The organism is Streptomyces sp. NPDC055506 (assembly GCF_053643595.1).
Window position 1 is genome coordinate 26,356 of the sequence record NZ_JBSHKH010000006.1, and the last position, 22,939, is coordinate 49,294.

Consider the following 22,939-nt stretch of genomic DNA (forward strand, 5'->3'; position numbering starts at 1 on the left):
CGCCGCAGGTCACCGCCGGGCGGATCCGGCGGGCTCCACGGACTCCTCGTCCCGGTCCGCTTCCGCCGCCGGGTCGTCGTCGCCGGACTTGCCCGTGGCCTTGCGCCCGGGCAGCACGGCGATGACGATCATGGTTCCGGCGGCCATGATGAGGGCGCCGACGAGGCTGGTCTGGGCGATGGCGTGGGCGAAGGACTCGTGGACCGCGTCGATGAGGGCCTGGGCCTGCCGGGCGCCGCCGTCGGGGGTCTTCGCGACCTGCTGGGCGACCGCGAGGCCGCCGCCCACCGAGTCCTGGGCGGTGTCCATCGCGGTGGCCGGGAGGTGTCCGCCGACCAGGTCGGACAGCTTGTCCTTGTAGGAGGTGGCGAGGAGCGAGCCGAGGACGGCGATGCCGAGGGCGCCGCCGAGTTCCAGGGCGGTGTCGTTGGCGCCGCCGCCGACACCCAGCTCCGACTCGGGGAAGGAGCCCATGATGGTGTCGGTGGCCGGGGAGAGGCTCAGGCCGATCGCGAAGCCGAGCAGCAGCAGCGGGGCCAGGAAGTCGGTGTACGTGGAGGCCGACTCGATCCGCGCGAGCAGCAGGACGCCCACCGTGCCGAGCGCCATGCCGGTCCCCACCACCAGCTTGACGCCCAGCTTCGGGGCCAGCCGGCCGGTCACCACGGCACCGGCGAAGACGGCTCCGGCCAGCGGCAGCAGCCGTACGCCGGTCTCCAGCGCGCTGTAGCCGAGGACGAACTGCAGGAACTGGGTGGAGTAGTAGATCGAGCCGAAGGTGCCGAAGAAGAAGAACAGCACCGCGAGCATCGAGCCGCTGAAGGGGCGCTCCCTGAACTTCCGGACGTCCAGCATGGGGTTGGGGTGGCGCAGCTCCCAGGCGACGAAGGCGAGCAGGCCGACGCCGGCGACCACGGCTGCGGCGATCGGGCCGGTGCCCCAGCCGAAGTGCGGGCCCTCGATGGCCGCGTAGACCAGGGAGCCGATGGAGACGATGGAGAGCAGGCCGCCGACGTAGTCGATCGCGCCCATCCGCTCCGCCTTCGACGGCGGCACCAGCAGGAGTGCGCCGACGACGCCGAGGACCGCGATGGGGACGTTGATCAGGAAGGTGGAGCCCCAGGCGTGGCTCTCCAGCAGCCAGCCGGCGGCGAGCGGGCCGGCGGCGATGGCGAGGCCCGAGGTGGCGCTCCAGGCCGTGATGGCCTTGGCCCGCTCGGCCCTGGGGAAGATCGCGACCAGCAGGGACAGGGTGGCCGGCATGACGACGGCGGCACCTATGCCCATGATCGCGCGAGCGGTGATGACGAGAGCGGTCTCGTCGACCATCCCGCCCATCACCGAGCCGCCCGCGAAGATCAGCAGACCGAGGATCAGTGCCCCGCGGCGGCTGTACTTGTCGCCGATCGCACCCAGGACGAGCATCAGCGCGGCGTACGGGACCGTGTAGCCGTCGACGACCCACTGCAGATCGCTGCTGGTCAGGCCCAGGTCCTTGGTCATGTCCGGCGCCGCCACGATCAGCGAGGTGTTCGCCATGACGACGATCAGCAGGCTCAGGCAGAGCACCAGCAGGGCCCACCAGCGCCGTGGATAGGGGGCTGTCAGCTTCTCGGCGGGTGTGTCGGCAAGCAGCGGCATCACAGGCTCCTCGGGGGCGAAGCGACGGGGGCAGTTATTTGCCCATCGATGTGCAGACTAGTTTATTGCCCACTGGTGTGCAAATATCGAGCCACCCTCCCCCGCCGACCAGAGGTCCGATCCGCCATGACCCGCCCACGCCGCCCGGCACCACCCACAAGGGCCCGCATCCTGGAAGCGGCGAGACGGGAACTCGGCCGCGACCCCGACAGCAGCCTCACGGAGATCGCCGAGGCCGCCGGGGTGGTGCGCCGCACGGTCTACGGCCATTTCGCCGGCCGGTCCGCACTGGTGGAGGGCCTCGCCACGGAAGCCGCGGACGCACTGCGCGAAGCCTTGGCGGCGGCGGCCCCCGACCCCGACGCGGTCATCGCCCTGACGCGCTTCGTCCGGGCGCTGTGGCCCGTCGGCGACCGCTACCGCATACTGCTGAGACTCGGGCCGCAGAACCTGGAGACGGCACGCGTCGACGAAATCCTCGCCCCCGCCCGGGACATGGCGACGGCGATCATCGAGCAGGGGCAGCGACAGGGCGCCTTCCGCACCGGCATCCCGCCGGTCCCGCTCGGCAGAGCGCTCGAGAAGTTCCTCCTGGCCCTCCTGGAGTGCGTGAACGCCGGCACGTGGAGCGACGACGGCACGCGCAGCGCGAGGGCGGCGCTGATCGCGGTAGGGGCGGACACCTCCATGGAGCCCCCGGGATGAGCTCACACACAGGTCAGCGGCTCACCAGCACCGCCCCGATCAGCCGTCGGACGCGTCGGCCCGCTTCTCCGACGCCACGTCCCCGACGATCGACGTCGCCGCCTCGTCCGACACACCCGCGGCGACCAACGTGGCGACCGCCGTCCGGGTCCCGTCGTCCTCCCACGCGCCCGAGTTGACGCTCTCCAGCAGGGAGAGCGTGACGGCCTCCAGCGCGGCGCTCAGCACCGCCGCCGGCAGATGATCGTGGAACACGCCCGCGCGCTGGCCGCGCTCCAGGATCGCGGTGGCCTCGTCGCGGGCCGGGGCGAGGGTCTCGGACACCCGTTGCGTGCCCAGGTCCTGGCGGGCGAGCGCGAGGAGCAGCCGGTAGCGGTCACCGACGGGCCAGATCGACAGGACGAACCGGGCCAGGGCCCGCTCCGGCGCCTCCTCGGCACCGGGCACACCGGCCGCGATGCCGCGCAGCGTCTCGGACGCCTCCTCGGCGAGCGCCTCCAGCAGGGCCGCGCGCCCAGGGAAATGCCCGAAGAGCGTACGGCGGACCACCCCGGCGGCCCGCGCGATCTCCTCCAGGGTCACATCGGGGTTCCGGCCGAGCTCCTGCCGGGCGGTGGCGAGGATGCGGGCCCGGTTGGAACGGGAGTTGCGGCGCAGCGGTTCACGGGCAGCGGGTCTGGTCACGGCGCTCAGCCCCTGTCAGTCGAGGTCGGGCAGGGGGCGGCGGGCGACGTCACGGGCGTCCTCGGGCGGCACTCCCAGCATGCGCAGCAGCATCTCGGCCAGGTTGGACGCGGCCTCGTCGCCGTCGAGCCCGGGCCGGGCGAACCGCAGTTCCACCAGCGCCAGCAGCGAGCCGCCGAGGGCGGTCACCGCGACCGTGGGATCGGCGACGGTGAACCGGCCGGAGGCGATACCGGCCTCCAGATCACGCACCGCGCGCGGCGCCAGCCCCGATTCCGAGTGGATGTGCCCGAGGCCGCGGTGGCGCAGCACCTGCATCAGCTCGGGCCGGGCCTCGGCCAGGCGCACACTGAGGCGGAAGCCGGCCGCGACGAGTTCCGCCGGATCGTCGACGCCCCGCAGCTGCTCGTCGAAGGCCTGGCCGAGCTCTTCGAGGGCGTCCAGCACCGCCGCGTCGAACAGCTCCGTCTTCGACTCGAAGTGGTTGTAGAAGGAGCCGAAACCGACGTCCGCGCGCTCCGCGATCAGCTGGATGCTCGCGCTGGTGCCCCCGGTCTCGGCAAGGATCTGCCGCGCCGCGCGCACCAGCGCCTGACGGGTCTCGGCACGGCGCCGTTCGAAGCGGTTGCGGGGCGGGGCTGACGACGGCATGCGCGCGAGTCTAACAACACCCCTCAGGACGCCACAGTTCTGACGAAATCCTCAGCCTTCTTGCCGACAGCTATTGACGATCGAAAAGTCAAAGCTGATGATTCCATCACTACGGCAATGTTGCTTGGAGGACGTCATGTCCAAGACGGCTCATCAGGACCTCCACAGCGAGCAGGGCGCCCTACGCGGCGAGCACCCCGGTCGCTCCCGGAACCCGGTGATCAAGGTGGCCGACCTGGCCTGGCTGGAGTTCGAGAAGCCCGACCTGGACCGCGCCGAGGTCTTCGCCCGGGACTTCGGCTTCGCCATCGCCTCCCGCACCGAGCGGGAGCTGTGGCTGCGCGGCACCTTCGCGGGCTCACCGTGCATGGGGATCCGGCGCGGTCGTACGTCCCGCTTTATCGGCCCGGCCTTCCGCGCGGCGGAGCGGGCCGACCTGGACCGGCTGGCCCGGGCGACGGGCACGGCCGTACGGGACGCCGATGTACCCGGCGGCGGCAGGGCGGTCGATCTGCTCGACCCCTCGGGCTTCCCCGTGCGTGTGGTGCACTGCGGCGAGGACCTGCCCGCGCTGCCCGAGCAGCGGCCGCTCCTCCTCAACTCCGGCACCGGGCATCACCGTACGAACGCCACGCAGCGGCCCCCGCGCGAACCGTCCCGGATCCAGCGGCTGGGCCATGTGGTGCTGGAGACGCGGGTGTTCACCCGGGCCCTGGACTGGTACCTGGACACCCTCGGCATGATCGTGTCCGACTTCCTGTTCCTGGACGGGCAGCGCGACCGCGGCCCGACCATGGCGTTCATCCGGTGCGACCAGGGCGGCCTGGCCGTGGACCACCACACGCTGGCGATGCATCTGGGGCCGGGCACGGGTTACGTCCACTCCGCCTACCAGGTGACCGACCTGGACTCGATCGCCGCCGGCGGCGAGTACCTGGCCGAGCGGGGCTACCGGCGCAGCTGGGGCATCGGCCGGCACATCCAGGGCAGCCAGCTCTTCGACTACTGGCGCGACCCCGACCGCTTCATGCTGGAGCACTACGCCGACGGCGACCTGTTCTCCTGCGACGTCGAGCCCGGCTGGGCGCCCATGTCGACGAGCGGCCTGGCCCAGTGGGGCCCGCCTGCCACCCGCGACTTCCTCGGCGCGAGCCCCTCCCCGCAACGGGTCCGCGATGTCGTCCAGGCCCTGCGGGGCGACAACGAACTGGACCCGGCACGTCTGCTGGGCCTGCTGAAGGCCGCGAACTCCTGACCACCCTTCACGCGAAAAGGCAACCGACATGAGCACCAACGTCCTGCGCACCGCCGACGGCTGGTGGGTCGCCCTCGGCGACCGCGCCGTCCCCGTCGACACCGAGGCCGTCACCACAGCCGAACTGCTGGCCGACCGGGCCGCCGTACGCGAGGCCGCCGCCAGCGACGATGCGGGCACACCCGTCGCCGACCTGGTGGCCCTCTCCCCGGTCACCACCCCCTGCCGGGTGGTCGCCCAGATGGTCAACTACCGCAGCCACGCCCGCGATTCGGGCTTCACCGGCGACATCCCGCCCGCCTTCTTCCGCAAGGCATCCGGGTCGGTCAGCGGCCCGCACGAGACCATCGTCCGGCCGCCGCACGTCCGGCTCCTCGACTACGAGATCGAGCTGGGCCTGGTCATGGGCGCGCCTCTGCCCGTCGGCACCGTCGTCGAGGAAGGCGACCTGCCCTCGTACGTCGCCGGGCTCGTGATCACCAACGACGTCAGCGCCCGGGACGTACAGCTGACCAGGACGCAGTTCTACGAGAGCAAGTCGTACCCCACCTTCACCCCGACCGGCCCCGTCCTCTGCCTGCTGGAGCCGGAGGACTTCGCCCATCTCCTCGACCTGCGCCTGAGATTGTCGGTGAACGGCGAGCCGCGTCAGGACCGCACCCTCGCCGACATGATCGTCCGTCCGGCGCGGGCGCTCACCCTGCTGGCCCGGTTCCAGACCCTCGACCCCGGCGATCTGCTGCTGACCGGCACGCCCGGCGGCACCGCCCTCAAGGCCCCGCCGAAGCCCGTCGAGAAGATCGGCGCGCTGCTGCCGCCCGCGGTGAAGTGGAAGGCGTTCTTCAAGGGCCAGGCGAAGAACCCCCGCTATCTGCGCCACGGTGATGTGGTGACCGCGACCATCGCAACGCCGGACGGGCGCATGGACCTCGGAGAGCAGCGCACACCCGTGTCCCACGCGGAATGACCGCGCGAACCGACACCCGAGACCTGATCGCTCAGCCCTGAGACCTGAATGAGCCGCACATGACCGTCGAGCACAACTCGGCCGACGTACCCGTGGTGATCGTCGGAGCCGGACCCGTGGGCGTGACCGCCGCCCTCCTCCTGGCCCGGCGCGGCGTACGTACCGTCGTCCTCGAACGCCACCACGGCGTCTACCCCCTGCCGCGTGCCGTCGCCACCGACGACGAGGTCCGCCGCATCCTCCAAGCCGCCGGAGTAGAGGCGGAGTTCGCCGCGATCGCCCGCCCCGCACGCGGGCTTCGGCTGCTGGACGCCCGGCACCGGGTGCTGGCCGAGTTCCCACGCGCCGCGCAGGGCGCCCACGGCTTCCCGCAGACCAGCATGTTCGACCAGCCCGAGCTGGAGCGGGTCCTGCGCGAGGCCCTGGCCCGCGCCCCGGAGTGCGAGCTGCGCGACGGGGTGGAGGTCGTCGGCGTCGAGCAGGGCGGCGACGGTCCGGTCCGCGTGACCTACCGCGACGACACGGGCGAACATCTGCTGCGGGCGGACGCCGTCCTCGGCTGCGACGGCGCCAACAGCCTCACCCGCGACGCCATCGGCGCCACCTGGGAGGACCTGCGCTTCGAGGAACGCTGGACCGTCGTCGACGTCCGCACGAGCCTCCCGGTCCGCTGCTGGGAAGGCGTAGAACAAGTCTGTGATCCACGGCGCCCGGCGACCTTCATGCGTGTCGGCGAGGACCGCTACCGCTGGGAGTTCCGCCTCCGGGACGACACGGAGCCGACTCCCGAGCGGCTGGAGGAACTGGTAGCCCCGTGGGTGGACCTCACGCATGGTTCCGACTTCGAGGTGCTGCGCCGGGCTCAGTACACCTTCCGGGCGCGGATCGCCGACCGCTGGCGCCGGGGCAGGGTCTTCCTCCTCGGCGACGCGGCCCACCTCACTCCGCCGTTCATCGGGCAGGGCCTGTGCGCGGGCCTGCGGGACGCCCACAACCTGGCCTGGAAGCTCGCCGCTGTCCTGCGTCGGGGCGCGGACGAGCGGTTGCTGGACACGTACGAGAGCGAACGCAGGCCGCACGCCCGCCACATGATCCGGCTCGCGGTCGCCATGGGCTGGGCGATGACCGGCGGCCAGGACGGCGCCGCGGCTCTCCGACGCGGTGCCCTGAACGCGGCCGTTCGCATCCCCGGGCTGGGTACGGCCGCCGCCCGCGACCTCAGTCCGGCCCTGACCGCGGGCCCGCTGGTCTGCCGCCGGACCCACGGTGCGGGCCGTCGTCTCGTGGGCCGCTTCTGCCCCCAGCCGTGGGTGACGGCCGGTCCCCAGGGACACCGCACCCGCCTGGACGACCTGCTGGGCGACTCCTTCGCGGTCCTGACAGCCGGGCCACCCTCCCCCTCCCTCGGCGCGATCGCCGACGCCCTCGGCGCCCGGACCGTCCTCGTGACCGGCCTCGGCGACGACGGCCGGCTCGCGGCCTGGCTGCGCGCCGGGCGGGCGGACGCCGTACTCCTGCGGCCGGACCGGGTCGTGCTGGACGTGGTCCCGCGCGGCGCCCACGCGTTCACGGCCACGGCGTCCTGGGCGCCCCTGCTGCACACCGCACGCACACCACCACTGCCCGAAGCCTGTTGAGGAGCACCAAGATGAAGCACCCGGACCCGTTCTTCACCCCCGATCCGGAGGCCGCGGCGGCCAGCCGCATCGTGGACTTCACCCGCTGGGCGGCCGCCCGGCACCGGGGCGTGGCGGCCGACGCCGACTACGCCGCCCTGCACCACTGGTCGGTCACCGACCTGGAAGGCTTCTGGGGCGCGGTCTGGGAGTACTTCGACATCGAGGCGGAGACCCCGTACGAGCAGGTGCTGGCCGAGGAGACCATGCCGGACGCCCGCTGGTTCCCAGGGGCCACCCTCAACTACACCCACCACGCCCTGCGCAACCTCACCGACGACGACGTGGCGATCATCGCCCTCGACGAGACCGGCTCCGGATACGAGGTGACCGGGAACCGGCTTCGCGCCCACGTCGCCTCGCTCGTCGCGACCCTGCGCGACCTGGGGGTGGGCCGGGGCGACCGGGTCGTCGGCTACCTCCCCAACACCCCGCACGCGATCGTCGCGTTCCTGGCCGCCGCGAGCCTGGGCGCGGTCTGGTCGGTGTGCGGCCAGGACTACGCGCCCCAGGCCGCCGCCGACCGTTTCGCCCAGCTCGAACCCACGGTCCTGATCGCCGCCGACGGCTACCTCTTCAACGGCACCACCCACGACCGCCGCGACGCCACCGCCGAACTGACCGGGTCACTCCCGACGTTGAAGGCCACCGTCCTGGTCGACCACGTGGGCCTGCCCTGGCCCGACACCGGCCACCCCACCCTGGCGGTCCCGTGGGAGGACGCGACCACCCGCACCGAGGAACTGGTCTGCACTCCGGTGCCGTTCGACCACCCCCTGTGGGTCGTCTTCTCCTCCGGCACCACCGGCCTGCCCAAGGGCATCGTCCACGGCCACGGCGGCGTCGTGCTGGAGCACCTGAAGACCCTGAGCCTGCACTCGGACCTGGGCCCCGGCGACCGCCTCCTCTGGTACACCACCACACACTGGATGATGTGGAACCTGGTCGCCTCGACGCTGCTGACCGGCGCCACGACCTGCACCTACGACGGCAGCCCGGCACCCTTCGCCCGGCTCGACATCCTGTGGGAACTGGCCGCCCGCCACCGGGTGACCGTCTTCGGCACCAGCCCCCAGTACCTGCTGGGCATGGCCAAGTTCGGCATCGACCCGACGGCCCACGACCTGTCGTCCGTCCGCGTGGTCGGCTGCACCGGCTCCGCCCTGCCCGCCTCGGCCTACCCCTGGGTCCGCGACCACGTGGGCGCCGACGTCCTGCTCGCCTCCATCAGCGGCGGCACGGACGTGGTCTCCGGCTTCGCCGGCAGCGCGCCCACCACCCCGGTGTGGGCGGGCGAGTTGTCGGCACCTCACCTGGGAGTTTCCCTGGCGGCATACGACGAGGCGGGCCGCCCGGTCACCGGCCAGGTAGGCGAGCTGGTCATCACCCGCCCCATGCCCTCCATGCCCCTGCACTTCTGGAACGACCCCGACGGCGCCCGCTACCAGGACGCCTACTTCTCCTCCTACCCCGGCGTCTGGCGCCACGGCGACTGGATCACCCTCACCCCGCACGGCTCGGTGATCGTCCACGGCCGCTCCGACAGCACCCTGAACCGCAACGGCGTACGCCTGGGCAGCGCGGACATCCACGACGTGGTGGAACGTCTGCCGGAGATCGCCGAAGCGCTGGTCATCGGCGCGGAGGAACCGGACGGGGGCTACTGGATGCCGCTGTTCGTGGTGCCGGCGGCTGGGACGACTCTGGACGAGTCCCTCCGCGAGAAGATCAGGAACGCGATCCGCACCGGCGCCTCACCGCGCCACGTCCCCGACGAGATCCTCGAAGTACCGGCCATCCCGCACACCCGCACCGGCAAGAAACTCGAGGTTCCCGTCAAACGCCTTCTTCAGGGGGCGCCCGCCGAGCAGGTGGTCAACCGGGCGGCAGTGGATGTTCCCGAGCTCGTGGACTATTACGCCCGGCTGGGAGCGGAACGCCGCGGGCGGAGGATCAGCAGAGCATGAGAACGGCGGTAGCGGACTCCGACCTGGCGACGGCGTCCGGCATCGCCTGCTCGGCGGTACATGGCGTCCCGGGAGTCGCCTTCACAGTGCGTCCACCGCGCTCACCTTCCACCCGTCGCCCGTGCGGTCCATCGTCATCCGCACCCGGTTCTGGTCCACGCGGGTCCCCGAGACCTGGGTGCTCTCGGTGACCTGGTTGACGAAGAGCAGGACCACGACCTTGTCGGGGGAGGCCGAGACGACGGAGGCGGCCGGGGCGCCGCCGGAGCCGGGGGCGGCGACCCTTGCCTTCACCACGCCGTGGTACTTCTCGGCCGTCGGGGCGACCACGGTCTTCGTGGTCTTGCCGTACTCGTCGCGGAAGTCGCCGGTCAGGTGGGCGCGGGCCCTCGAGAAGTCCTTGTCCAGGTGGCGGTAGTCGTACGACAGGACGATCGGCGCCGCTTTTCGCGCGGCCGCGAGCGCCTCGGTCCGGGCGGTCTCCGCCAGGCGGCCGTCGCGGTACTGCCATCCGAGGGCGGCGAGCGCGACCAGGCCGGCGACGAGCAGGACGGCCAGGACCGAGGTGAGCAGCCTCCGGCGGCCGCCGGTGCCGGGCCCGCTGCGCTCTTCTGGGCCGTCCTCGTCGAACGACTCCGGCGACGGCTCCGGCGGGTCGTCCCAGCCGTCCTTCGGGGCCTCGACGAGGACGGTGCGTCCGGCGAGCACCCGCTCGGCCCGGCGCGGGGACTCCCCGTCGCCGGCCGTGGCCGTCGCCGCGCCCGCTTCGCGGTGGCCGCGCTCCGCGCGCTTCGCCGCCGCGCGGGCGGCCGCCGTCATGGTGCGGCGGGTGCCGGGACCGGGTGCGCGGCCGGTGGTCGTCTTCGGCATGGTGGTACTCCTCGTCGGTGCTTGTCGGTCGGCGGATCGGCCCGTGGATCAGCCGACGAACTCGACGTCGGACGTCAGCCAGCGGCCGTCCTTGTGCACGAGGTCGAGCTGGAGCCGGTACGTGCGCGCCTCCCCCTCGGGCGCGGCGGTGTTGGTCACCTTGCTGTCGGCGACCACCAGCACACGGGCCGAGTCCTCGTCGGAGCGGACGATGCCCGCCTCCAGGACCTGGCCTTCCGACACGGACTTGTTCTGGGCCACCAGCTTCGTCAACTGGTCCGTCTGTGCGGTGAACTGCTTCTTGAAGTCGCCGGTCGCGCCCGCCAGTACGTTCTCGCTGTCGCGGTCGTAGTGCCGGTAGTCGAGGGACGTGAAGTTCAGCGCGGACTGGCGGGCCGCGGCCAGGATGCCCTGGTGTCGTTGGTCCGCCTCGCGCTGTTCGTAGAGGCCGAGGGCCAGCCAGAGTGTCAGTGCTGTGGTGATGACGGTCGCCGCGACGAGTCCCGCCGTCATCGCTCCGGGGCGCACCCGCCTCATGCCATGGGGCCAACGAGCAGCCATTGCCACGACTCCTTTCCGAACACGGCCTGCTGGCCGCCCGTCGAGCCGATCTCGACGTTCCTTCCGTCCGGGCCGGTGGTGGTGCCGGTCTCCGGGTCGTACGGGGTGACGTACGTCGCCTGGTTCGCGCCGCCGCCGGTGGTCGACGCGCCCGGGGCGTTCTGAGCGCCCCGCACCGACGACTCGCTGCCGCGCGGGAGCGTGCAGCGGGCGTCGGTGTTCGCCTCGCGTGTGCTGGTGTCCGCGGGGTCGCGGCGTGCCGTGCCGTACCCCTGGGTGCAGGCCGGCGGGTCGTCGGCGTTCAGCACCAGGCCGAAGTGGGTGGTGCCGTCGCCCGGGACGACCGTGTAGCTGCCCGCGACCATCAGCGGGAAGGTGACCAGGGCCTGCTCCACGCCGGGGAGGCGGGCCAGCGTGACCTGGCCGCCGCTGATCAGGTTGGCCAGCAGGACCGACAGCTCCGGCCCGGTCGCCTTCAGCAGCGAGTTCAGCTCCTGCGCCGCCGGCCTCGCGTTGCCGATCAGCTTGCGCAGGTCCCCGTAACTGGCCTTCAACTGGGCCGAGAGCGCCGCCAGATCGCGCGCGAAGGACTTGATCGACGAGCCCTGGTCGGCCTGCGTCTTCAGGACCTTCCGTGAGTCCTCGATCAGGGCGATCGTCTCCGGCAGTGCCTCGGACGCCGACTCGACCAGGGTGTTGCCCGAGTCCACCAGGCGGCCCAGGTTCGGGCCGGTGCCGGCGAAAGCCTTGCCCAACTCGTCGACCGTGACCTGTAGGTCGTCCTTGCCGACCGAGTTCACCAGGCGGTCCAGGCTGAGGACCAGGTCCGTCGTCGGCAGCGGCACCCGCGTGCTCTCGCGCGGGATCGAGCTGCCGTTCAGCAGGTACGGGCCGTGGGAGGTGCGGGGCTGGAGGTCGACGTACTGCTCGCCCACCGCCGAACGGTTCGCCACCACCGCGAGCGTGTCCGCCGGGATGCGCGGCGCCCCGTCCTCGATGTCGAGCGCGACCGAGACCCCGTCCGGGCCGGTCAGGCGCAGTGCGCCGACCTTGCCCACCGGCACCCCGCGATACGTGACCTCGGCTCCGGGGAAGACGCCCCCGGAGTCGGCGAAGTCGGCCCGCACGGTGTAGCCGCGGTCCAGGACCTCGTCCACCAGGCCCGTGTACTCGGCGCCGACGTACGACACACCCACGGCGGTGAGGGTGGCGAAGGCGATCAGTTGCGCCTTGACCGTACGGGTGATCACGGCTGGACCCCCTTCAGCATCAGCTCGGCGAGTTCGAGGTTGATCCCGTCGGGCCGGTCGCCCCCGGTGCGGTGGCCGCCGGCGCCGTAGCCGGCGGTGCACACCGGCGGGCACAGCGGGTCGTCGCCGCCGTCGGGGGCCGACGGGGACGACGGCACGCTCGGACCGCTCGGCAGCGCGGTGGGCTTCGGCACGCGCGGCACGTCCGGGAGCTCCGGCACGTCCGGGAGGTCCGGTACGTCCGGCAGGTCCGGGGTCTCGGGAAGCCCGGGCCCGGTGTCCCCGCCGTTCCCGCCGCCCGGCTCGTCCGTCAGGTTGCCGTAGATCCCGGCCAGATCGAGGTCCGCCGTGATGTGCAGGTTGACGTAGTCGCCCTTGATGGCGTCCACCACGTTGCGCGGGAACGGGTACGTCGTCAGCAGCTCGAGGGAGTGGGGCAGGTCGCTGCCCGCCTTGTTGAGCTGTCGCAGGATCGGCCGCAGCTGCTTGAGGTTGGCGACCGTGTCGTCGTGGGAGGCGTTGACCACCTTGGTGCCGGTCTTGCCCAGCTTGGACAGGGCGGTGAGCATCCTCGTCAGGTCGCGGCGCTGGTCGGCCAGGACCTTCAGGGCGGGCGGCATCGTGTCGACGGCCTCGGCGATCGTCGTCTTCTCCTTGCCCAGCCGTTTGGCCAGCCGGTCCACGGCCTTCAGCGCGCGGACGATGTCCTGGCGCTGGTCGTCCAGGCCGCCGATGAACGTGTCGAGCTCCTTGAGCAGGGACTTGACCCGGTTCTCGCGGCCCTCCAGGGCCTTGTTCAGCTCCGTGGTGATCGTCTTGAGCTGGGCCACGCCGCCGCCGTTGAGCAGGGCGGACAGCGCGGACAGCACCTCCTCGACCTCCGGGTTGCGGCCGCTGCGGGACAGGGGGATCACATCACCGTCGCTGAGCCGGCCGGCCGGCGTGCCTTCCAGCGGCCTGGACAGCGCCACGTACTTCTCACCGAGCATGCTGGTCTGCCGCAGCTCGGCGATGGCGTTGGCGGGCAGCTTCACCGAGTCGGCGACCCTGAGGCGGACCCTCGCGTGCCAGCCCTCCAGCTCCACCTTCTCCACCGCGCCGACAGTGACGTTGTTGACCTTGACCGCCGACTGCGGAACCAGGTCGAGGACGTCACGGAACTCGACGGTGACGTGGTAGGCATGCCCGTCGGCGGCGGCTCCGCCGGGGAGCGGGACGTCGTACCAGCCGTTGACCTCGCAGCCGGACAGGAGCAGCGTCCCGACGGCGGCCCATGCGACGGCCCCGCCCTTGCGCAGTGGCCTCATGCGCTCGCCCCCAGGATTCCGCCGAGGGTGCGGTCGACCGTGCCGGTGACCGCGGTGCCCTGGGGCACTTCGGGCAGGGAGTCGAAGAGGTCCCTCAGGTCCTTGCAGTCGGTCTTCTCCCCGGCGGTCTTCAGGATCGAGCACAGCAGTGCGGCCGGGTCCTGCGGATGATCGGGGTTGTTGCGGGTGTCGAGGGTGCCCGCGGAGGGGTTGTAGGCGTTGTTCAGGTTCGACATGCCCGTCGGCGCGACCTCCAACAGCTCCTCCAGCGCGGCGCGTTGGGTGACGAGCACCTTGGTCACCTTGCTCAGGCCTTCCACGTTCGACGTCAGCGACTTCTTGTTCTTCTTCACGAAGCCGGACACGTCTCCGAGCGCCGTGCCGAGGTTCTTCAGCGCCGCCGCCAGGTCCTTGCGTTCGCCCGCGAGTTGCCCGGCGACCTTGGCGAGGCTGGTGTTGAACGACCGCACGCTCTTGTCGTCCGCCGCCAGCGCCGCCGTGAACACCTGAAGGTTCCGGACCGTGCCGAACAGGTCCGTGCGGCCGTCGGAAAGAGTCGTGACCGCCTCCGAGAGGTCCTCGACCGTCCGGTGGAGGTTCTCGCCCTGGCCGTCGAGGTTGTCGGCGCTGACGCCGAGCAGCCGTGACAGGGCGCCGTCCTTGTTGGCGCCCTCGGGTCCGAGCGCCTCGGCCGTGGTGTGCAGGCTGTCGAAGACGCGGTCCAGTTCGACCGGTACGGCCGTACGCGACTCGGGGATCTCGTCCCCGTCCCGCAGCACCGGACCGCTCCGGTACACCGGCAGCAGCTGCAGGTAACGGTCGCTGACCACCGAGGAGTTGATGATCGCGGCCTGCGCGTCCGCCGGGACCTTGCGGTCCGCGTCGTACTCCAGCTCCACCCGCACCCGGCCGCCCTCCGGCGTGATCTTCTTGACCTCGCCGATCCGCACGCCCAGCACGCGGACGTCCGATCCGGGGTAGATGCCGACGGTCCGTGGGAAGTACGCCGTGACGCGGGCCGGCTCGGTCCGCGGCCACAGGACGTAGGTGAGGGCGGCGACCAGGGCCAGGGCGGTCAGCAGGGCCAGGCGCTTCCTCCAAGGGTTGCTCACTGCGCGCCTCCCGTCCGCGGTACCACCGGAGCGGCGACCATGTTCTGGACGTAGGAGTCGAACCAGCGGCCGTTGCCCAGGGTGTTGGTGAAGACCCGCACGTAGGGGGCCAGGAGCTTGATGCTCCGGTCCAGGCTTGATTGGTTCCGTTCGAGCATCTTCACCACGGTGTCGAGGCCCTTGAGCGCGGGCCCGATCTCCTTCTCGTTGTCCTGGACCAGGCCGGAGAGCTGGATGCCGAGCGCGGCGGAGGTCTTCAGCAGCTTGTGGATCGCCGCACGCCGCTTGCTGATCTCCCTGAACAGTTTGTCGCCGTCCTTGACCAGGGCGGTGAAGTCGCCCGAGCGTTCGGCGAGTACGCCCGTCACGCCGTTCGCGTGGTCGAGGAGCTCCTTGAGGGCCTTGTCGCGCGAGGCCACCGTCCGGGAGATCTTCGACAGGCCCTTGATGGACGCCCGTACCTCTTCCGGTGAGTCCTCGAAGGTGGTGGAGATGGTGTCCAGCGCCTTCGCCAGCTGGTCGGTGTCGACCTTCTCCGTCGTGGTGGTGAGGTCGCTGAACGCCTGCACGACGTCGTACGCCGGCACGGTCCGCTCCAGCGGGATCTCGCTGCCGGGCTCCAACCGGCCCCGGCCCTTGGGGTGCAGGGCGAGGTACTTGGCGCCGAGGATCGTCTTGACCCGGATCGACGCGCCGGTCCCGGTGCCGAACCCCGGCTCGCCCTTGATCTTGAAGGTGACCTTGACGTGGTCGCCGTCCAGGTCGACCTCCTCGACCTTGCCGACCTTGACTCCGGCGATCCGCACCTCGTCGCCCGGCTTGAGACCGCCCGCCTCGGCGAAGGCGGCGCTGTACGTCTCGCCGTCGCCGATCACCGGCAGGCGGTCGGCGTTGAACGCGGCCGCGGTCAGCAGCGCGAGGACGGTGAGGCCGACCGCCCCGATGACGACGGGGTTGCGCTCGCGGAAGGGGCCGAGGTGCGGGCGGCTGAGCCGTATCCTCGGCAGCTTCGGCGGCTCGACACGGACCTTGATCAACGGCTGCGGACGGGGCTTGCGGCGCGGCAGGAGCCGTACCTTCGGCAGTCGCACGCGAGGCAGCCTCGGCGGCTCCACCCGCACCTTGAACAGCGGCTCCGGACGCTTCCTGCGGCTCATGCCCCGCACCTCGCCCTCGCCACGTGCATCTCGGGCGTGAGCACCTGCTTCGTCTTCGGCAGCACGATCCGGCCGTCGAAGTCGCACAGGTAGAAGTTGAACCACGAGCCGTAGGACGCCGTCCCCGTCAGCTCGGTGAGCTTGTTCGGCAGCCGCTTCAGCACGCCCTCCACCGTCTTCTCGTTGTCGTTCAGCGTCCCGGTGAGTTCGGTCAGTTCCGCGATGTCGTCCTTGAGCGGCGGACGCGCGTCCTTCAGCAGGCCCGAGGTGGCCTCCGTCAGATCGCCGATGCTCACCAGCGACTCCCCGATGGGCTTGCGGTCGGCGGACAGGCCCGAGATGACCCGGCGCAGTTGCTTGAGCAGTCCGGAGAAGCGGGCGCCGCGCTTGTCGAGCGTCTCCAGCACGGTGTTGAGGTTGTCGATCACCGAGCCGATCAGCTTGTCGCGGCCGGCCAGCGTCGTGGTGAGCGATGCCGTGTGCGTCAGCAGGCTGTTGACGGTGCCGCCCTCGCCCTGGAGGGTCTTGATGATCTCGGTGGCGAGCTGGTTGACGTCCTTCGGGCTGAGCGCGGCGAACAGCGGCTTGAAGCCGCTCAGCAGCGCGTTCAGGTCGAGGGCGGGCTGGGTGCGCGCGAGCGGGATTGTGCCGCCGGGGGGCAGCCGGGTGCCGTCGCCGGCGCCCTCGGTCAGCGCGACGTACCGCTGCCCGACCAGATTGCGGTAGCGGATGACGGCGCCCGTGCTGGTGAGCAGCGGCCGGTCCCGGCTTGCCGTGAAGGTGACCTCGGCCAGCGTCCGGTCCTTGATCCGGATGCCCTCGACCTCGCCGACCCGTACTCCGGCCACCCGGATGTCGTCGCCCTCCTCCAGGCCGGTGACGTCGCTGAAGACCGCGCGGTACTCCTGCTCGGGGGTGAAGGAGATGTTCACGATGGTGGCGGCGAGCAGGGCCGTCGCCAGCACCGTCACCAGCGCGAAGAGACTGAACTTGATCAGCGGAGCGGCGGTCTGCCGCGCTCCTGTGGTGCTCATGCGACGCTCACCGCCGTCCCGCGCGCCATCGGCCCGAACAGCAGCGTCGCGACCGGCGGCACCTCGTCAGCGGGTACGCCCAGCACCGGCGCCACGAGCGAGCCGACGGCCCGCTGCTCGGCCCGGGTGGCGGAGACGCCGTGCGGGCCGCCCGAAGTCGAACCTGCCTTCTTGGAACCGTCGTTGAGGTGGGCGCCGGGCGCCGGAACCGGAGGGTGCGGCAGATCACGGCAGTTCGGGCCCGACCGCTCGCCGTAGCGCGGTTCCTCACCCGGTTCGTAGGCACCCTGCGCCCGTACGACCTCCAGCGTGATGTGCATTGTGCCGCCCCGGAACGCCTCCTCGGACGCCTTCTCCTGCCGGACCAGGCCGGCCAGCAGGCAGGGGTACTGGGGTGAGTAGCGGGCGAACAGCTCCAGCGTGGGGCGGGAGACCCGGCCGAGGGTGATCAGTCTGGCGCCGTTGGCGTCGAGGAAGTCCTCGGCGGTGCCCGCGACGGTGGCCGTGCTCTTCAGCGCCGCTGCCAGCCGGTCCTTCTCCTCGACGATCGTGCGGCTGGTGGTGACGGTGTTGCGCAGGATCTCCATCAGGTCGGGCGCGGCGTCGCCGTAGACCTCGGCGACGTCGGCGAAGCGTGCGATGTCCTCTTTCAGGGACGGCAGGTGGGGATTGAGGCGGCGCAGGTAGGCCTCCACTCGCGTGAGGTTGTCGCCGATCCGGTCGCCGCGGCCGTCGAGGGCGGTGGCGAACGCGGAGAGCGTGGCGTTGAGCTTGCCGGGCTGCACGGTCCGCAGCAGCGGCAGCAGGTCGTTCATCAGCTGCTGCACCTCGATGCCGACGCGGGTGCGGTCCTGGGTGATGACGTCACCGGCACGGATGGGCCGAGCTGAAGAGGGCGCAGAGCGCTCGGGCGGGACCAGGTCGACGTACTTCTCGCCGAACAGCGTCTTGGGCAGCAGGCGCGCGTGCACGTCGGACGGGATGTGGGCGACGTGCTCCGGCTTGAGCGCGATGCCGAGCGTCGCCTTCGTCCCGTCGGCCCGCACCTCGCGCACCTCGCCGACCAGCAGCCCGCGCAGCTTGACGTCGGCGCTCGGATCGAGCTGGTTGCCGAGGCTGTCGGCCTCCAGCGTGATCCGCACGACCGGCGTGAACGCCTGCCGGTAGACGGCGACGGACAGGGACAGCAGCAACGCGAGCACGGCGATGAAGACGACACCGTACAACCGCAGTCTCAGCACCCTCATACGGCGGCTCACCCCGCGATCCGTACGGTCGTGCTGGCGCCCCAGATCGCCAGCGACAGGAAGAAGTCCAGGACGTTGATCGCCACGATCGAGGTCCGTACGGCACGGCCCACCGCGACGCCGACGCCCGCCGGGCCGCCGCTCGCGTAGTAGCCGTAGAAGCAGTGCACCAGGATGATCAGGACGGCGAAGACCAGCACCTTCCCGAAGGACCACAGGACGTCCACCGGGGGCAGGTACTGCTGGAAGTAGTGGTCGTACGTGCCCGTGGACTGCCCGTAGTAGCCGGTGGTGATGGTGCGGGCGGCCAGGTACGAGGACAGCAGGCCGATCACGTACAGCGGGATGACGGCCACGAACCCGGCGATCATCCGCGTCGTCACGAGAAACGGCAGTGAGGGCACGCCCATGACCTCCAGCGCGTCCGTCTCCTCGCTGATCCGCATCGCGCCGAGCTGGGCGGTGAACCCGGCGCCGACGGTCGCGGAGAGCGCGAGTCCGGCCACCAGCGGGGCGATCTCACGGGTGTTGAAGTACGCCGAGAGGAACGCCACGAAGTTGGAGGTGCCGAGCTGGTTGAGCGCGGCGTACCCCTGCAATCCCACTTCCGTACCGGTGAAGAACGACAGGAAGGCGATCACGCCGACCGTGCCGCCCACGACGGCGAGCGCGCCCCGGCCGAAGCTCACCTCGGCGAGCAGCCGCAGGATCTCCTTCTTGTAGCGGCGCACGGTACGGCCGGTCCAGGCCAACGACCGCCCGTAGAAGGACAGCTGGGCTCCCAGCTCCTCCAGGCCTTTCAACAGCGCCATGCCTCAGCCCCTCTGGGGAACGACTTGGAAGTACACGGCGGTCATCACGAAGTTCGTCACGAACAGCAACATGAAGGTGATCACCACCGACTGGTTCACGGCGTCGCCCACCCCCTTGGGACCGCCCTTGGCCGTAAGCCCCTTGTACGAGGCGACGATCGCCGCGATCGCTCCGAAAACCAGCGCCTTGATCTCCGCGGCCCACAGGTCGGACAGCTGGGCGAGCGTGGTGAAGGAGGCCAGATAGGCGCCCGGGGTGCCGTTCTGGAGAACGACGTTGAAGAAGTAGCCGCCCGCCACACCGACCACCGACACCAGGCCGTTGAGCAGCACCGCCACCAGCATCGACGCCAGCACGCGGGGGACGACCAGCCGGTGGATGGGGTCGATGCCCAGCACCTGCATCGCGTCGATCTCGTCGCGGATCTTCCGCGCCCCGAGGTCGGCGCAGATCGCCGTGCCGCCGGCGCCCGCGATCAGCAGCGCGGTGACGATCGGCGAGGCCTCGCGCAGCACGGCGAGCACGGAGGCCGCCCCGGCGAAGGACTGGGCGCCGAGCTGCCGGGTCAGGCTGCCGATCTGCAGCGCGATCACCGCTCCGAAGGGGATCGACACCAGGGCCGTCGGCAGGATGGTGACGCTCGCGACGAACCACGTCTGCTGAATGAACTCCCGGGCCTGGAAGGGCCTTCGGGGAATCGTGCGGACGACGTCCAGCGCCATCGCGAAGAGGCTGCCCGAGTGCCGCAGCGCTCCCACCGGTGACAGGCTCACGCGCCGGCCACCTCCCTCTGGAGCAGCGCCGCCTCGCGCCGGGCGATGGCCTCCCAGCGGGGTGGCCGGGAGATGCCCGGCCCCGGCAGCAGGCGTGGAGCCGGCGGCTCGTGAACGCGAGCGCTGTCGTCGATCTGCGCGAGCTCCTGCTCGACCTGCGCCGCGTCCTTCTCTTCCGCCATGCCGATCGGGCCCTGCATCCGGCCGTTCAGGAACTGCCGTACGACGGGCTCGTCGCTGGCCAGCAGCTCCTCGCGTGGCCCGAACATCACCAGCTCGCGGCGGAACAGCAGCCCGATGTTGTCCGGCACCTGGCGGGCCGAGGCGATGTCGTGCGTGACGATCAGGAAGGTCGCGTCGATCTGGGCGTTCAGGTCGACGATCAGCTGGTTGAGGTAGGCGACGCGGACCGGGTCGAGGCCCGAGTCGGGTTCGTCGAAGAGGATGATCTCCGGGTCCAGGACGAGGGCCCGGGCCAGCCCGGCGCGCTTGCGCATCCCGCCGGAGATCTCGCCGGGCAGCTTCCCCTCCGCACCGATCAGCCCGACCATGTCCATCTTCTCCAGCACGATGCGCCGGATCTCGCTCTCGGACTTGCGGGTGTGCTCGCGCAGCGGGAAGGCGATGTTGTCGTACAGGTTCATCGAGCCGAACAGCGCCCCGTCCTGGAACAGCACGCCGAACAGCTTGCGCACCTCGTACAGGTCGTGTTCGCGGAGCTTGGTGATGTCCCGGCCCTGGATCGTGATGGAGCCGCGCTCCGGCTTGAGCAGGCCGACGAGCGTCTTGAGGAACACCGACTTGCCCGTGCCCGAGGGCCCGAGCATGACCGATACCTCCCCGGCGGGCAGCGTCAGCGACACGTCCTGCCAAATGACCTGGTGACCGAAGGACTTGGTCAGCCCTTCCACACAGATCTCGACACCCATCCGGTCCCGCCCTTCAGCCCATGTCCGTGGAGCAGCTCTGACATCTGCTCTACGGGGAGGGGCGGGGGGTCCGTCGCTCGAGTGGCGGATTTTTTTCGGGCGGGTTTCCAGACAGGTCTCCGGGCGGGCTTCCGGGCGTTACGGAAGCGGGCGCACGATGGGCTCGGGGAGCGAGGCGGACGGTGTGGCGGGAGCCTCTGGAGATTCCGGGACCGCCGGGACCGCCGGGACCGCCGTGTCCGCCGTGTCCGTCGGCACGGCGGAGGGCTCCACCGGCAGATCGGGGACATCCGGCTTCGGGACGTCGGGCACCTGCGGGACCTCCGGCGCGGACAGCGGAGGCAGCGGCGACACCGGGACGTCCGGCACATCCGGGACCTCAGGCAGCGACGGCACGGACAGGGGGAGGAACGATTCGCCGGCGCGGGACTCGGCCGCTCCGCGCTCGGCTGCCGCAGCCGTGGGCCCACTCCCCCGAGCCGTACGGCCCCCGCCACCGCCGTCCGGCCGCAACGTCTCCGCGCCCGGCGAGGCGGCGGCGGGGCGAGGCACCGTACCGCCCCCACCCCCGCTGCCGTCGAGGGCGTACGGCAGCACGAACCCCGCCACCGCCAGGGACGCCGCCGTCGAGGCGACCGCCACGGCCTGTGCCCTGCCGACTCCGCGCGGCCGTCCCCACCCGATCAGGAACAGCGCGAACCCGAACGTGGCCGCCAGCGACTGCCGCAGCGTCCGCCGGGCCCGGGCGAGCAGCGACTCGACGGTCCGGTAGCTCAGCCCCATCCGGACGGCGACCTGGCCGACGTCCAGGTCCTCCGACTTCAGCCGCAGCGCCTCGGCCTGCCGCGCGGGCAGCTCACCACTGCGCACCGCCAGCCACTTCGCCTCGGCCCGGTCGCACACCGCCTCCTCGACGGGCACCGGACCGGGGGCGATGAGCGTCGGGCTGGTACGCACCTCGGCCTCACGGTTCACCTGCCGGTAGCGGTCGACGCACAGCCGCATCGTCACCGTCGTCAGCCAGGCCGCGAGCCGCTCCTCGTCCAGGTCGGGCCGCTCGGCGGCGCGCAGCATCGCCTCGTGCACCGCGTCCTCGGCGTCCTCTTGGCTCATCGACCTGCGCCGGGCCACCTTGAGCAGCTGCTCGCGGTGGCTCCACATACGCCGCCACCGCTCGTCGGCCGCGTGCCTCTCCACAGGTATCTCTGCGGGCATGTCCGCAGGCATGTCCGTCGCCATGAGGGACCCCTTCGCGCTCACCCACCGGTCTGGTGCCGTCCGGCGGGTGGCGACATTACCGCCGAGTATCGGCGGTTGTGGAGGGGGAGGCGGTCATCGAGTCCGCGCTGTTACTGGTGGGTGGGGCGCCGCTGGGCAGCAGGTCATCGCCCGGGAGCTCGAAGTCCGGGGCAGGCGCGGGGAGTCGGGGACCATCCGGCTTCTCGGGGTCGGTGGCCGGGCGGGTTCTGGCCGGGGCCGGGGAGGCAGGGGTCGCCGGAGTTCGAGACGGCGGGGCACTCGGCTGGGCGGAGGGTGTCGGCGAGGGCGGCTTCGGCGTGGTGGCCGGCCGGGACGGCTCCGGGCGAGCGGAGGAGGACTCGGCGAAGGACCCGGCGGAGCCGTCCGGCACCACCCGGTGCCCTTCCATGAAGTACGCGTACCAGGCCCTGACCGTGCGCAGATAGGCCGCCGAGTGGTTGTAGCCGAGGATCGCGCGGTCCAGCTGGGCGGGAACGGACAGGTCCCGTCCGCCGCCACACAGATACCGTCCGGCGGCGAGTGCCGCGTCGAAGACGTTGTTCGGATCCCTGCGCCCGTCGCCGTTGCCGTCCGCGCCCCAGCGGGCCCAGGTCGACGGGATGAACTGCATCGGCCCGACCGCGCGGTCGTACGCCGTGTCCCCGTCGTGCGCGCCGCCGTCGGTGTCCCGGATCAGCGCGAAGGCCACGCCGTCCAGCCGCGGCCCGAGGATCGGCGCCAAGGTCGTACCGTCCGACCCCACCCTGCCACCGCGCGCCTGCCCCGACTCCACCTGCCCGATCGCCGCCAGCAGCTGCCAGCGCAGCCGACAGCCGGGCGCCTCGCGCGCGAGCCGGTCCTCGGCCCGCCGATAGGCGGCGAACACACTCGCCGGCAGCGCGCCGCCCACCTCCGTCGCCGCCCCGCCGCCTGCGCGCCTCCCGGTCCGCAGTGGCGGCAACTCGATTTGGTACGGCGCGTCGCCGGAGACGCTCGGTCCGTCCTCGGCGGGTACCCGACCGGGGGCCGGTGCGGAAGCCCGCGCCGGGACCGCCCCCGGCGCCTGTGACGCCGTGAGCGCCGCCATCGCCGCCAATGCGG

21 protein-coding genes are annotated in these 22,939 nt (G+C 71.5%); 5 read left to right on the forward strand and 16 right to left on the reverse strand.

Annotation, left to right across the window (positions count from 1 at the left end; all coding sequences use genetic code 11):
• Nucleotides 1-9: 9 nt before the first annotated feature.
• Entirely contained in the window at nucleotides 10-1,641 is a 1,632-nt protein-coding gene (locus ACWIF2_RS04000; protein ID WP_454358461.1) for an MFS transporter, read from the reverse strand.
• Between the two features lie 126 nt (nucleotides 1,642-1,767).
• Here ACWIF2_RS04000 and ACWIF2_RS04005 point away from each other — a divergent pair, with 126 nt between their 5' ends.
• The gene (locus ACWIF2_RS04005) at nucleotides 1,768-2,346 is read left to right on the forward strand and encodes a TetR/AcrR family transcriptional regulator (RefSeq protein ID WP_454358462.1); all 579 of its coding nucleotides are present in this window, start codon (nucleotides 1,768-1,770) and stop codon (nucleotides 2,344-2,346) included.
• Between the two features lie 39 nt (nucleotides 2,347-2,385).
• On the opposite strand, the gene ACWIF2_RS04010 is transcribed toward ACWIF2_RS04005, so the two are convergent.
• Both ACWIF2_RS04010 and ACWIF2_RS04015 read right to left on the reverse strand, forming a co-directional pair.
• Entirely contained in the window at nucleotides 2,386-3,030 is a 645-nt protein-coding gene (locus tag ACWIF2_RS04010; RefSeq protein WP_454358463.1) for a TetR/AcrR family transcriptional regulator, read from the reverse strand.
• A 15-nt stretch (nucleotides 3,031-3,045) separates the two neighbouring features.
• A complete protein-coding gene (locus tag ACWIF2_RS04015) occupies nucleotides 3,046-3,681 on the reverse strand; it encodes a TetR/AcrR family transcriptional regulator (RefSeq protein ID WP_454358464.1) in 636 nt (211 codons plus the stop codon).
• A gap of 136 nt (nucleotides 3,682-3,817) precedes the next feature.
• Between ACWIF2_RS04015 and ACWIF2_RS04020 the strand changes: the two genes are divergently transcribed.
• Genes ACWIF2_RS04020 through ACWIF2_RS04035 form a run of 4 tightly spaced genes read left to right on the forward strand, consistent with a single transcriptional unit; the run spans nucleotide 3,818 to nucleotide 9,546 of the window.
• On the forward strand, nucleotides 3,818-4,936 hold the full coding sequence (locus tag ACWIF2_RS04020; RefSeq protein WP_454358465.1) for a VOC family protein: 1,119 nt from the start codon (nucleotides 3,818-3,820) through the stop codon (nucleotides 4,934-4,936).
• Between the two features lie 28 nt (nucleotides 4,937-4,964).
• Complete coding sequence (locus tag ACWIF2_RS04025) at nucleotides 4,965-5,903, forward strand: fumarylacetoacetate hydrolase family protein (protein WP_454358466.1); 939 nt, start codon at nucleotides 4,965-4,967, stop codon at nucleotides 5,901-5,903.
• Nucleotides 5,904-5,962: 59 nt separating this feature from the next.
• Nucleotides 5,963-7,540 (forward strand): bifunctional 3-(3-hydroxy-phenyl)propionate/3-hydroxycinnamic acid hydroxylase MhpA, encoded by a 1,578-nt coding sequence (mhpA, locus tag ACWIF2_RS04030; protein WP_454358467.1) that lies wholly within the window; start codon nucleotides 5,963-5,965, stop codon nucleotides 7,538-7,540.
• An 11-nt stretch (nucleotides 7,541-7,551) separates the two neighbouring features.
• Nucleotides 7,552-9,546, forward strand: coding sequence for an acetoacetate--CoA ligase (locus ACWIF2_RS04035; protein WP_454358468.1), 1,995 nt, complete (start codon nucleotides 7,552-7,554; stop codon nucleotides 9,544-9,546).
• Nucleotides 9,547-9,627: 81 nt separating this feature from the next.
• Here the strand turns inward: ACWIF2_RS04035 and ACWIF2_RS04040 are convergent, their stop codons facing one another.
• The 13 genes from ACWIF2_RS04040 to ACWIF2_RS04100 form a co-directional block, all read right to left on the reverse strand.
• Complete coding sequence (locus ACWIF2_RS04040) at nucleotides 9,628-10,416, reverse strand: hypothetical protein (RefSeq protein WP_454358469.1); 789 nt, start codon at nucleotides 10,414-10,416, stop codon at nucleotides 9,628-9,630.
• A gap of 48 nt (nucleotides 10,417-10,464) precedes the next feature.
• Entirely contained in the window at nucleotides 10,465-10,929 is a 465-nt protein-coding gene (locus ACWIF2_RS04045) for a hypothetical protein (RefSeq protein WP_454358470.1), read from the reverse strand.
• Between the two features lie 20 nt (nucleotides 10,930-10,949).
• Complete coding sequence (locus tag ACWIF2_RS04050) at nucleotides 10,950-12,227, reverse strand: MCE family protein (RefSeq protein ID WP_454358471.1); 1,278 nt, start codon at nucleotides 12,225-12,227, stop codon at nucleotides 10,950-10,952.
• Nucleotides 12,224-13,534, reverse strand: a complete 1,311-nt coding sequence (locus ACWIF2_RS04055; protein ID WP_454358472.1) for an MCE family protein — start codon at nucleotides 13,532-13,534, stop codon at nucleotides 12,224-12,226. Before ACWIF2_RS04055 ends, ACWIF2_RS04050 begins: the two co-directional genes overlap by 4 nt.
• Entirely contained in the window at nucleotides 13,531-14,646 is a 1,116-nt protein-coding gene (locus tag ACWIF2_RS04060; RefSeq protein ID WP_454358473.1) for an MCE family protein, read from the reverse strand. The genes ACWIF2_RS04055 and ACWIF2_RS04060 overlap by 4 nt, the downstream gene beginning before the upstream one ends.
• On the reverse strand, nucleotides 14,643-15,803 hold the full coding sequence (locus ACWIF2_RS04065; RefSeq protein ID WP_454358475.1) for an MCE family protein: 1,161 nt from the start codon (nucleotides 15,801-15,803) through the stop codon (nucleotides 14,643-14,645). Before ACWIF2_RS04065 ends, ACWIF2_RS04060 begins: the two co-directional genes overlap by 4 nt.
• On the reverse strand, nucleotides 15,800-16,837 hold the full coding sequence (locus ACWIF2_RS04070) for an MCE family protein (protein WP_454358476.1): 1,038 nt from the start codon (nucleotides 16,835-16,837) through the stop codon (nucleotides 15,800-15,802). Before ACWIF2_RS04070 ends, ACWIF2_RS04065 begins: the two co-directional genes overlap by 4 nt.
• On the reverse strand, nucleotides 16,834-18,084 hold the full coding sequence (locus ACWIF2_RS04075; RefSeq protein ID WP_454358477.1) for an MCE family protein: 1,251 nt from the start codon (nucleotides 18,082-18,084) through the stop codon (nucleotides 16,834-16,836). The genes ACWIF2_RS04070 and ACWIF2_RS04075 overlap by 4 nt, the downstream gene beginning before the upstream one ends.
• Nucleotides 18,085-18,092: 8 nt before the next feature.
• Nucleotides 18,093-18,896 carry an MlaE family ABC transporter permease gene (locus ACWIF2_RS04080; protein ID WP_086842861.1) on the reverse strand — a complete coding sequence of 268 codons (804 nt, stop codon included), beginning with the start codon at nucleotides 18,894-18,896 and terminating at the stop codon, nucleotides 18,093-18,095.
• A gap of 3 nt (nucleotides 18,897-18,899) precedes the next feature.
• Nucleotides 18,900-19,670 (reverse strand): MlaE family ABC transporter permease, encoded by a 771-nt coding sequence (locus ACWIF2_RS04085; RefSeq protein ID WP_184592005.1) that lies wholly within the window; start codon nucleotides 19,668-19,670, stop codon nucleotides 18,900-18,902.
• Nucleotides 19,667-20,599 (reverse strand): ABC transporter ATP-binding protein, encoded by a 933-nt coding sequence (locus ACWIF2_RS04090; RefSeq protein ID WP_454358478.1) that lies wholly within the window; start codon nucleotides 20,597-20,599, stop codon nucleotides 19,667-19,669. Before ACWIF2_RS04090 ends, ACWIF2_RS04085 begins: the two co-directional genes overlap by 4 nt.
• Nucleotides 20,600-20,737: 138 nt before the next feature.
• A complete protein-coding gene (locus tag ACWIF2_RS04095) occupies nucleotides 20,738-21,838 on the reverse strand; it encodes a sigma-70 family RNA polymerase sigma factor (RefSeq protein WP_454358479.1) in 1,101 nt (366 codons plus the stop codon).
• Between the two features lie 55 nt (nucleotides 21,839-21,893).
• Complete coding sequence (locus ACWIF2_RS04100; protein WP_454358480.1) at nucleotides 21,894-22,925, reverse strand: lytic transglycosylase domain-containing protein; 1,032 nt, start codon at nucleotides 22,923-22,925, stop codon at nucleotides 21,894-21,896.
• Nucleotides 22,926-22,939 lie beyond the last annotated feature (14 nt).